The organism is Haloimpatiens lingqiaonensis, from assembly GCF_901447495.1.
GTDB classification, from domain to species: domain Bacteria; phylum Bacillota; class Clostridia; order Clostridiales; family Clostridiaceae; genus Haloimpatiens; species Haloimpatiens lingqiaonensis.
The window spans coordinates 1-12,615 of the sequence record NZ_CABDWS010000082.1; the positions used below are offsets into that span (position 1 = coordinate 1).

A 12,615-nucleotide genomic window follows, 5' to 3' on the forward strand; every position below is an offset into this window, starting at 1 on the left:
AGCTATAACTATAATATTTAATAGTATATTTAAACTATATAACAAGCTTTGGAAATATGCTTCTATTGAAGAACTTATTTCTATAATATATTCAGTTTCTTTATCTAACGTAGTTTTTATAATATATAGCTATTTCATAACATATAAATTGTTTGAAAATGCATATTATAGATTTCCGTTTACTGTACACATAATATTTTGGATTTTATCTGTAGTTTCTTTAGGAGGCATAAGATTTATATACAGAATGATCGAGGATAATAACGAATATAAAGGCACTTATGAAGGTAAAAAAAGAGTTTTAATAATAGGTGCTGGAGATGCTGGAGTTATGCTTTTAAAAGAAATAAGAAAGCATAAAGAATTTAATTATAATGTAGTTGGATTTGTGGATGATGATAGCACAAAACATGGAAAGGTAATTTACAGGGTTAGAGTTTTAGGTGGAAGAAGAGATATTCCGAGAATATGTAAAGAAAATGCGGTAGAGGAAATAATAATGGCAATGCCTTCAGCAGATTTAGAAACTAAAACCCAAATATTATCCATATGTAAGGGAACTAAATGTAAATTAAAAACAATACCAGGTATATACGAAATAATAGATGAAACTGTAAGTATAAGTAAACTTAGGGATGTAAATATAGAAGATTTATTAGGAAGAGATCCTATTAAGCTAGATAATACTGACATAGATAAGTATATAAAAGATAAAATAGTATTAGTAACTGGAGGAGGAGGTTCCATAGGTTCAGAACTTTGCAGACAAATAGTTAAATTTAAACCTAAAAAATTAATTATATTAGATATATATGAAAATAACGCATATGAACTTCAAATGGAGTTAAAAGAAAATTATCCAAGCTTGGATTTAGATGTGATAATAGCATCTATAAGAGATGAAAAGAGAATACAGGATATTTTTAGTAGATATAAACCTAATGTAGTTTTTCATGCAGCTGCTCATAAGCATGTTCCTTTAATGGAAATGAACCCTAAGGAAGCTATCAAAAACAATATTATAGGAACATATAATGTGGTTAAGTGTAGTCATCAATATGGGGTAAATAAATTTGTACAAATAAGTACGGATAAGGCAGTTAATCCTACTAATATAATGGGTGCTACTAAGAGATTTTGTGAAATGATGATACAAGCTTTTGATAAAAAGAGCGAAACTGAATATGTAGCTGTAAGATTTGGAAATGTTTTGGGAAGTAATGGGTCTGTTATACCACTATTTAAAAAGCAAATAGCTCATGGAGGACCTGTTACTGTAACACATCCAGAAATAAATAGATTTTTTATGACTATACCTGAAGCAGCACAACTTGTTATACAAGCAGGGGGTATGGCTAAAGGTGGAGAAATATTTGTTTTAGATATGGGAAAACCAGTGAAAATTGTAGACTTGGCAAAAGATTTGATAACTTTATCAGGATTTGAACCAGATAAAGACATTAAAATAGAGTATACAGGTTTAAGACCAGGTGAGAAACTATATGAAGAGCTTTTGATGGACGAAGTTGCTTTAACTTCTACTAAACATAACAAAATATTTGTGGAAAAGCCTATGGAATTAGATTTAAATTCATTAGAAAAGGATATTGATGAGTTTAGAGATGTGGTTAAGGATAATGTTGAAAATGATGAAGTGTTTAAGGTAATGGAGAAAAAGGTTTGTACTTATAGTAGAAAGATAAATTAATAGTTTTTGAAAAAGATATATTATAGAAGTTGCTAATTTTATTTATGAATAAATTATTAAAATTAGCAACTTTTATTTATAAAATGTTGATTTTTACTTTAAGTTTCATGGTGAGTTTGCGATAATATATGTGTATATTAAATTTTTATAGAAAGGAAGGGTTAAATGTGTAGTAAAAAAAGAAGATTCCACGTAATTGGCACTATTGTTATGGTTATGTTTTTGCTTCTGGGATTTAATTTCAATGTAAAAGCTGTGGAACCAAATAATTTAACTTCAATAATGGGACAAGCTCAACTTACCAAGTACCAAGCATTAGAGTATTTTAAATCATATAATAGTGATAAAGATTTGAGATACGTTGAGGATTTTATTTCTATAGTTTGGGAAGAAGGAGCTGTAGAAGGAGTTCGTCCTGACCTAGCCTTTATACAAATGATGAAAGAAACTAATTTCCTAAGGTTTACTGGGGATGTGAAGGAGGAACAAAATAATTTTGCTGGAATAGGGGCGATAGGAAATGGTGCGCCAGGCAACAGTTTTTCAGATGTAAGGACAGGTATTAGATGTATTATTCAGCATCTAAAGGCTTATGCTAGTACGGAATCATTAGTACAGGAGTGTGTAGACCCACGTTTTGAATATGTACAAAGAGGTATAACACCTTATGTGGAATGGCTCGCTATAGGAGCTAACCCCAATTATCCTGACAAGGGTTGGGCTGCAGATCCTAATTATGGTACTAGTATAGTTTATATGTTGAGTTGTGCAGCTAAATTTCCAGCGGGAGATTGTAGGGCAGTGGTACAGAGTTTAGAAGTTAGCTTAAATGGATTAAAAGTAAGTAACCCAATATTACATGAAGGAAAAAACTATACAATAAAAGCAGAAGCAAAAAGTGGAAATGAGGTACTATATCAATTTTGGATAAAAGATTTATCTAAAAATCTTTGGACAATGATAAGAGATTACAGTACTACAAACACTACAACATGGACGTCTAATAAAGCAGGAAAATATTTAGTAGGAGTGCATGTAAAAGATAAGTACAGCAAAGAGAGATTAGAAAATCATAGATATGATGAGTATACAGTACAAGCATCTAAAGCTACAGTAACTAATTTAGAAGTAAGCTTAGGTGGAGTAAAGGTAACAAATGGAATTTTAGAAGCAGGTAAAAACTATAGTATAAAATCAGAAGCAACAAGTAAGAATGGAGCGTTATATCAGTTTTGGATAAAAGATTTATCCAAAAACCTGTGGACAATGATAAGAGACTATAGTAGTACAAATACTACGACATGGACATCTAATAAAGCAGGAAAATATTTAGTAGGAGTGCATGTAAAGGATAAGTATAGTAAAGAGAGATTAGAAAATCATAGATATGATGAGTATATGGTGCAATTACCTAAAGCTACAGTAACTAATTTAGAAGTAAGCTTAGGTGGAGTAAAGGTAACAAATGGAATTTTAGAAGCAGGTAAAAACTATAGTATAAAATCAGAAGCAACAAGTAAGAATGGAGCGTTATATCAGTTTTGGATAAAAGATTTATCCAAAAACCTGTGGACAATGATAAGAGACTATAGTAGTACAAATACTACAACATGGACATCTAATAAATCAGGGAAATATTTAGTAGGAGTGCATGTAAAAGATAAGTACAGCAAAGAGAGATTAGAAAATCATAGATATGATGAGTATATGGTGCAATTACCTAAAGCTACAGTAACTAATTTAGAAGTAAGCTTAGGTGGAGTAAAGGTAACAAATGGAATTTTAGAAGCAGGTAAAAACTATAGTATAAAATCAGAAGCAACAAGTAAGAATGGAGCGTTATATCAGTTTTGGATAAAAGATTTATCCAAAAACCTGTGGACAATGATAAGAGACTATAGTAGTACAAATACTACGACATGGACATCTAATAAAGCAGGAAAATATTTAGTAGGAGTGCATGTAAAGGATAAGTATAGTAAAGAGAGATTAGAAAATCATAGATATGATGAGTATATGGTGCAATTACCTAAAGCTACAGTAACTAATTTAGAAGTAAGCTTAGGTGGAGTAAAGGTAACAAATGGAATTTTAGAAGCAGGTAAAAACTATAGTATAAAATCAGAAGCAACAAGTAAGAATGGAGCGTTATATCAGTTTTGGATAAAAGATTTATCCAAAAACCTGTGGACAATGATAAGAGACTATAGTAGTACAAATACTACGACATGGACATCTAATAAAGCAGGAAAATATTTAGTAGGAGTGCATGTAAAGGATAAGTATAGTAAAGAGAGATTAGAAAATCATAGATATGATGAGTATATGGTGCAATTACCTAAAGCTACAGTAACTAATTTAGAAGTAAGCTTAGGTGGAGTAAAGGTAACAAATGGAATTTTAGAAGCAGGTAAAAACTATAGTATAAAATCAGAAGCAACAAGTAAGAATGGAGCGTTATATCAGTTTTGGATAAAAGATTTATCCAAAAACCTGTGGACAATGATAAGAGACTATAGTAGTACAAATACTACAACATGGACATCTAATAAATCAGGGAAATATTTAGTAGGAGTGCATGTAAAAGATAAGTACAGCAAAGAGAGATTAGAAAATCATAGATATGATGAGTATATGGTGCAATTACCTAAAGCTACAGTAACTAATTTAGAAGTAAGCTTAGGTGGAGTAAAGGTAACAAATGGAATTTTAGAAGCAGGTAAAAACTATAGTATAAAATCAGAAGCAACAAGTAAGAATGGAGCGTTATATCAGTTTTGGATAAAAGATTTATCCAAAAACCTGTGGACAATGATAAGAGACTATAGTGGTACAAATACTACAACATGGACGTCTAATAAAGCAGGAAAATATTTAGTAGGAGTGCATGTAAAGGATAAGTATAGTAAAGAGAGATTAGAAAATCATAGATATGATGAGTATGCAGTAAATGGTTTAACAATAGTTCTAGATGCTGGGCACGGTTTAAAAAATGCAATAACAAATGGAGTGGATTGTGGAGCAGTTTCTTCAGCAAATACTGGATATATTACAGAAGCCGATTTAAATCAAAGACTTACGCTTAAATTAGGTAAAATATTAGAAACATTTGGCTACAATATAGTATATACAAGGGATAATATTCCTAGTACATATAATTCTATTGGAGAAGAATTAGAAAATAGAGTTGCTGTGGCTAATAATATAGGGGCTGATTTATTTATAAGTATCCACCATGATTCGGCAGATGTGCCTTCAGCTAGTGGAATAAGTACTCATTACAGTAGTTATAGACCTAGGGTAGAAAATTTAGGAGTGGAAAAGATTAACGATATATATTATGATAATACGCCTTGTGATGCGGCTATTAAAAGCAAAGAGTTATCTCAGACTATATTAAATAATTTAGTTTCTCTTGGATTTAATAATAGAGGAAATAAAGATCATAATTTGTATGTTACTAAAAATACAATAATGACATCAGTTTTAATTGAAGCAGGATTTATGAGTAATGATAGTGAAGTTACAAAAATATCTGAATCTACAATGGAAAGTAAAATAGCAGAAAAGATAGCAGATGCTATTAAATTTATATTTGATAGGTAAAATAAAATTCCAGTAAAAATAGATTTTTTACTGGAATTTTGTATTTATATTTGTAATTAAAGTTGAATTATTTTTTAAATCATGTAAAATTAAAAAGAGGTTCTAGTAATATGCATTATATTAGATATTTATTATAGAAGGAGTTTAAATATGAATATCCTAGTAATATCACACATGTATCCATCAATTTTTAATAGAATGTCAGGAATTTTTGTTCATAAGCAAATAAAACAATTAGTTAAAAAGGGATGTAATGTAAAAGTTATATGCCCGATACCTTGGACTGGGTTCCCTATAGATAAAATAAGTGCTAAATGGAGAAAGTATTCTCAAGTACCTAAAAAGATTACTATAGATGGTATTGAGGTTTATTATCCAAGGTATATAGAATTTCCTAATGGATACTTTTTTCATAAGTCTGGTGAAAGAATGTTTAGAGCTATAAAACCTATAGTTTATAAATTACATATGGAAAATAAATTTGATTTAATACATTCTCATGTAGCGTTGCCAGATGGCTATTGTGGAATGCTTTTAAGCAAAGAACTATCATTGCCACATGTGGTAACTGTGCATGGACAAGATTTTCAACATACCATAAATAAAAGTGAAAAATTAAAGGGGAAGGTTTTTAAGGTTTTAGATGATTGCAATGAAGTTATAGTGGTTAGTAATAAGTTGAAGAAAATTGTTAATAATACTTCTTTTATAGAAAAGGTGCAAGTAATCAATAATGGTGTAGATATAGCAGAATGTATTGTAGAAAAAAATTGCAAATATAAAATTCCAGAGAAAATAGATATTTTAAGTGTATCTAATTTAATAAACACAAAAGGTATAGATTTAAATATAAAAGCTATGAAGGAATTGGTAAAAACCTATAGTGATTTGAAATATTATATTGTAGGAGATGGACCAGAGAGGATCAATTTGGAAAACCTGGTTAAAGAATATAAATTAGAAAGAAATATATTTTTTACTGGAAAGTTAGAGCATGAAGAAGCAATGGAGTATATGAAAAAGTGTAAAATATTCTCTCTTCCAAGTTGGAAAGAAGGATTTGGAGTGGTCTATGTAGAAGCAATGCTTCAAGAAAAGCCTGTTATAGGTGTTAAAGGTGAAGGGATAGAAGATGTTATAGATAATATGAAAAATGGAATTTTGGTAGAACCACAAAATTTAGATGAATTAGTAAAAACTATGAAGTTTTTAATAGAAAATAATGAAATAGCTAAGACACTTGGAAAAGAGGGTAAAAAAACTGTAATTAAAGACTTTACATGGGATAATACTGCTGATAGAATTTTAAAAGTGTATAATAATATTATATAATGATGTAAAATAATATTATTATGAACACAAATTAAATTATAAATATTAAATTTATGTAGTAATTTAACCCTATATTTAATAGAAGGAGTGAATTAAAATGAAAAAACTTAAATTTGCTATAATTGGATGTGGAAGAATATCGTATAAACATGTAGAGGCTATAGTAAATAACAAGGAAGAGGCTGAACTAGTTGCAGTTTGTGATATTATAGAAGAACATGCTATCGAAAAGAAAAATGATTATATATCAAAAATAGGTAAAGAATCTAATGTAAGTGTATACACAAACTACATAGAAATGATAGAGAAGGAAGAGATAGATGTAGTAACAATAGCTACTGAAAGCGGATATCATCCAGAAATAGCTATAAATTGTATGGAAAAGAAGAAGCATATTATATGTGAAAAGCCTATGGCTTTATCCATAGATGATGCAAATAAAATGATAGAAACTTCTAAGAAAAATAATGTTAAACTTTGTGTAAGTCATCAAAATAGATTTAATGAGCCAATACAAAAGCTAAGAAATGCTTTAGAAAATGATAGATTTGGAAGATTAGTTAATGGTACAGCTAGAATATTGTGGAATAGAAATATGGGATACTATAATCAAGCACCATGGAGAGGAACTTGGAAACTAGATGGTGGTACCTTAATGAACCAATGTATACATAATATAGATTTACTTCAATGGATGATGGGTGGAGAAATAGATACTGTATATGCTCAATGTGATACATTTTTAAGAGATATAGAAGCAGAAGACTTTGGGGCTATTATGATAAGATTTAAAAATGGAGCTATAGGAATGGTTGAGGGAAGTGCTTGCGTATACCCTAGAAACTTAGAAGAGACTTTAAGTATTTTTGGAGAAAAGGGTACAGTTTGCATAGGTGGACTAGCTGTTAATAAAATTGAAACTTGGAGATTTGAAGATGGCAGTGAAAATGAGGAACAAGAGGTGTTAAAAGCTCAAGAAGGAGATCCAGATACAGTATACGGATTTGGACATACTCCGCTATTTAAAGATACTATAGATGCTATTAAAGAAGATAGAGAGCCTTTAGTAAGTGGAGAAGAGGGCAAAAAAGGAATGGCGATAATATTAGCTGCATATAAATCAAGACTTACTGGTATGCCAGTTAAATTCCCATTTGAAAATTTTTCTACCATTGATATGGTGAATGTGGATAAAATAAACAAATAATTTATTGAACAATTACTAAATTTTTTAAAATTACCGCCAAAATATGATAGTATATTATGGTGGTAATTTTAAAAATTTATTTAGGATATAGGAGTGAAATTATGGACATGAATTATATATCGGATAAAGCTAAAGTAGGTAATAAGGTGCAAATAGGTAAATTTTCTATAATAGAAGATGATGTGATTATAGGAGAAGAATGCATTATAGGAAATAATGTGGTTATACATAGAGGTACAATTATAGGAAATAGAGTAAGAATAGATGATAATGCTGTAATAGGTAAAGAACCTATGAGATCGGTAAATAGTATATTTAAGGGTGATAAGAATTTCGAACCTTGTAAAATTAATGATGAATGTTTAATTGGAGCAGGTTCAATAATATATGTAGGATGTGAAATTGGAAGTAAAACCTTGGTTGCGGATTTAGCAGTTATAAGAGAAGATGTAACTATAGGTGAAAAGACTATAATAGGAAAGGGAGCAACTATAGAGAATTATTGCAAGGTTGGTTCTAATTGCAAAATTCAAACCAATGTGTACCTTACTGCATATTCAGAGGTAGAGGATTATGTGTTTATAGCTCCATGTGTTGTAACATCTAATGATAACTATGCTGCACGGTCTAAGGAGAGATTTGGAAAATTTAAGGGTGTTACAGTTAAAAAAGGTGGTAGAATAGGTGCTGGTGCAGTTATATTACCAGGAAAAACTATACATGAGGATGGATTTGCTGCAGCAGGTAGTGTAGTGACTAAAGATGTAGAAAATGCTAAAATAGTTGTAGGTTCACCGGCTAAAGTATTTAAAGATGTACCAGAAGATCAATTACTTCAAAATCAATAGTATAGAAAGGAAATAAATAATGAAAAGTAAAGTTTGCCATATATCCACAGCACATCCTACTTTTGATACTAGAATATATTATAAAGAATGTAGAAGTATTGCTAAAGAAGGATATGACATTTCTTTATTAGTAGGAAGTAATAAAGATGAAGTTTCAGATGGAGTAAAAATAGTAAGTTTGCCAATAAAGAATAGTAGATTTTATAGATTTTTTACAAAAAGAAAAATAGCCTTTCAAAAGGCTATAGAAATAGATGCAGATATATATCATTTTCATGACCCAGAATTAATACCTATAGGAAAAAAATTAAAGAAAAAAGGAAAAAAAATCATATATGATGTTCATGAGGATGTACCTAAGCAAATACTGACAAAAGAATGGCTTAAGAAAGATTTTATAAGAAATTTAGTATCAAAGGTTTTTAATGCATATGAGAAAAATGCAGCTAAAAAGTTTGATAATATAATTTGTGTATCTCAAGATATTGCTAATAATTTTGGAAATGAAAAAACGGCTATAGTTAGAAATTTTCCAGTTATTTCTGATATAGATGAAATAGAAGCTATGGAAATAGAAAAAGATATGCCAGTGGTAATATATGCTGGAGGTTTAACTAAAATTAGAGGTATAAAAGAAGTAGTAGATGCCATGGCTATTTTAAAGGGAAGTGTTAAATTGTGGCTCCTAGGAAAATGGGAAGATGAAAATTATAAAAATCAGTGCATGGCTTCAGAAGGATGGAAATATGTTGAGTATTTTGGAAGCATACCTCAAAAGCAAGTTTATTCCTATATGAAAAAAGCTGATATAGGAATAGTTAATTTTTGGCCAGTAGATAATCATGTTTCAGCTTTACCAAATAAACCGTTTGAATACATGGCTTGTGAATTGCCTATGATTATGTCAAATTTCGATTATTGGAATAATGTGTTTAAGGGGTGTTTTTGGGGTGTAGATCCTAAAAATCCACAGAATATAGCTAGTGTTATAAGTAATTTGTTGAGGGATGAAAAAGCTATGAAAGAATTAGGTCAAAATGGTAGAAATTTTGTTTTAGAAGAATATTCATGGGAAAGTGAAAAAGAGGTTCTTTTAAATTTATATAAGAATTTGTGTAAATAATTTAATATTTATATGAATTTTGGAGGAGATATCAAATGAAAATATTAACAGTAGTGGGAGCACGTCCTCAGTTTATAAAGGCGGCAGCAGTATCAAATATATTAAGAAAAGAACATGAAGAAATATTAATTCATACAGGTCAACATTATGATAAAAATATGTCTAATATATTTTTTGAAGAGTTGCAAATACCTAAGCCAGATTATAATTTAGAAATTGGCTCAGGTAATCATGGTGAGCAAACTGGTAAAATGCTTATAGAGTTAGAAAAAATATATTTAAAAGAAAAACCAGATTTGGTTTTAGTATATGGAGACACTAATTCCACATTAGCAGGAGCTTTATGCGCTAGTAAATTATTAATACCTGTGGCTCATGTGGAAGCTGGGCTTAGAAGTTTTAATAATGCTATGCCAGAAGAACAAAATAGAATACTTACGGATCATATATCAGAAATTTTATTTGTACCTACTACTACAGCAGAGAAGAATCTTAAAAATGAAGGAGTAACTAAAGGCGTGCATAATGTAGGAGATGTTATGTTTGATGCGGTGCTTCATTTTAAGAAATTATCTCAGGAAAAGAGTAATATTCTTGAAAAAATTGGTTTGAAAAGTGACGAATTTATATTAACTACAATACATAGAGCTGAAAATACTAATGATAAAAATAGGTTAAAAAATATAGTAGAGGCTTTAAATGAAAGTGGTGAAAAAATAGTATTGCCACTTCATCCAAGGACTAAAAAGTATGTAGAGGATTATGGGTTGAAATTTGGTAAAAATATAATGATACTTGAAGCTGTTGGATATTTAGATATGATAAGTCTTGAAATGCATGCTAAAAAAATAGTTACAGATAGTGGTGGAGTTCAAAAGGAAGCATTTTTTATGGGAAAACCTTGTATAACCATTAGAGATGAAACTGAATGGGTGGAAACAGTAGAGATTGGCTGGAATAAAGTTGTGGGAACAGATAAGAAAAAAATAACGGATGCTATATTATTTTTTGAACCTAAAAGTGAACAACAAAATATATTTGGTGATGGTAAAGCTGGAGAAAAGATTTTAAATATAATAAATAGTATATTCTAATAGAAATATACGGGAGTTGTATATTATGAAAAAAATGAACAGAAAAATATATTTAACAGTTATTTTGATAATATGTATAATGCTAGTAACTACTTCTCTTATATATTGTATGAGATTATTAAAGCAAAAAGAAAATAATGAAGATTACGATTTTTTAAAAGATAAAACTATAGTTAGAGTTTGGCTTCCTAAAGATAAAATCTCATCTACAAGAGGATATCAAGCTAAAAAATTTAATGATGAACATAAAGATATATATATAATGTTGGGATTGTTTGACAATAGAGACTATGATAATATATTAAAAACTTCTTTAGCTGCAGAAAAGGGTCCTGACATAATGATGTATAGTTTTTTTGAATTGATTAAAGAAAATAAAATAGAAAACCTAAATAATATGAATTTAAATAAAGATAATATTAGAGAGGGAGATTTTGTATACTATAATAAAATTCCTGTAGGCGTTAGATTGTATGAAGAAAATGTAAAGTTAGTGTGGAATAAGGAAATATTTAAAAAAGCAGGATTAGAAGAAGAAAGACCACCTAAGACTTGGAATGAGTTAGTAGAATACAGTAAAAAAATTAAGGAAAAGTGTCCAGGTGTAATTCCATTTCAATTTCCTATAAAATATTATGAAGATTTTAAAACTTCAATAGGAGAACCTAGTGTAAATTTAGATAATATATATACTTCATTTTGGAATTACGAAAAGGGAGAATATAATTTTAATTCTGCAGAACAAATTCTTAATATATACAGAAATATGTATAAAGAAGGATTGATAAATAAAGACTTTGATAAAAAGGGCAAGAATGATTTAAGGACGGATTTTTATAAAGGAAATATAGCAATGCATCTATCTACTTTTGAAGATAAAGGATACTTCTCAAATATTGTTCCACTAAATTTTGAAATAGGTATATGCAATTTACCTGAAATAAGTGGTTCTAAAGGAAATAAATCATACTATTTATCCAATTCTAACTTTTTATCTATAAGTGCTAGCGTTATGGAAAAAAGTGATAAAGAGAAAGAAGCTGTAAATGAAGTTTTTAATTGGTTGATATCACAAGAAGTTAATAAGGAAGTATTAAAAACAAGAATGGCATTATCACCAACTCTTAAAAATACAGATATAAAGGGTGATACTTATAGAGAATACAATGATGTTTATAATTGTGAAACAGAGACACTAGATCCTTCAATTTTTATATCTAGAAATTCTGAAAAGACAATGGAAGTTTGTATAGATGCAATTAAAGGTAAAAAATCTATTGAAGAATCAATAAAAAATTTAAATTCTATGTATAAAGAATACTGTAATTTTACAGTAAAATATAGAAAGATACAATTGGATTCGTTTAAAAATGATAAAAATAAGGGGTCGTAAATATGAAACAGTACGTAAATGAGGTATTCCACAGCAATAGAAACATAATTTTTATTAGCATTTTATTATCCTGTATATTGGCCATTTTAAATATAAATGGATCTAGTAAAAAAGATGTAGTAACGTTGTTTTTTGCTACATTTTTATTGATAAATGACATGTATCTAGCTATAAAGGATAGCAAAAAATCTATATTGTTATTTTTGGTTTCGTTACCTATACTAGTAACTGCCAGGAAGTTTTTGCAAATAGATTTTTTTGTGTTTAAGATTTCCTTTGAGTCCATATATGTAACATTTCTATT

General features: G+C 29.2%; 8 protein-coding genes and 1 pseudogene. All 9 read left to right on the forward strand.

What is annotated here, in order from left to right:
- A partial coding sequence (locus FGK85_RS12890; protein WP_138207267.1) for a polysaccharide biosynthesis protein occupies positions 1-1,708 on the forward strand: 1,708 nt, incomplete at its 5' end.
- Positions 1,709-1,873: 165 nt separating this feature from the next.
- Positions 1,874-5,314 (forward strand): N-acetylmuramoyl-L-alanine amidase, encoded by a 3,441-nt coding sequence (locus tag FGK85_RS12895; RefSeq protein WP_138207269.1) that lies wholly within the window; start codon positions 1,874-1,876, stop codon positions 5,312-5,314.
- Between the two features lie 150 nt (positions 5,315-5,464).
- Positions 5,465-6,646 (forward strand): glycosyltransferase, encoded by a 1,182-nt coding sequence (locus FGK85_RS12900; protein WP_138207271.1) that lies wholly within the window; start codon positions 5,465-5,467, stop codon positions 6,644-6,646.
- Between the two features lie 97 nt (positions 6,647-6,743).
- Entirely contained in the window at positions 6,744-7,853 is a 1,110-nt protein-coding gene (locus FGK85_RS12905; protein WP_138207273.1) for a Gfo/Idh/MocA family protein, read from the forward strand.
- Between the two features lie 101 nt (positions 7,854-7,954).
- A complete protein-coding gene (locus FGK85_RS12910; protein ID WP_138207275.1) occupies positions 7,955-8,701 on the forward strand; it encodes an acyltransferase in 747 nt (248 codons plus the stop codon).
- A gap of 19 nt (positions 8,702-8,720) precedes the next feature.
- Positions 8,721-9,824, forward strand: a complete 1,104-nt coding sequence (locus tag FGK85_RS12915; RefSeq protein ID WP_138207277.1) for a glycosyltransferase family 4 protein — start codon at positions 8,721-8,723, stop codon at positions 9,822-9,824.
- Between the two features lie 35 nt (positions 9,825-9,859).
- The gene (gene wecB, locus FGK85_RS12920; RefSeq protein WP_138207279.1) at positions 9,860-10,918 is read left to right on the forward strand and encodes a non-hydrolyzing UDP-N-acetylglucosamine 2-epimerase; all 1,059 of its coding nucleotides are present in this window, start codon (positions 9,860-9,862) and stop codon (positions 10,916-10,918) included.
- A gap of 25 nt (positions 10,919-10,943) precedes the next feature.
- On the forward strand, positions 10,944-12,311 hold the full coding sequence (locus FGK85_RS12925; protein WP_138207280.1) for an ABC transporter substrate-binding protein: 1,368 nt from the start codon (positions 10,944-10,946) through the stop codon (positions 12,309-12,311).
- Between the two features lie 2 nt (positions 12,312-12,313).
- A pseudogene (locus tag FGK85_RS12930) lies at positions 12,314-12,615 on the forward strand (O-antigen ligase family protein); the annotation flags it as partial.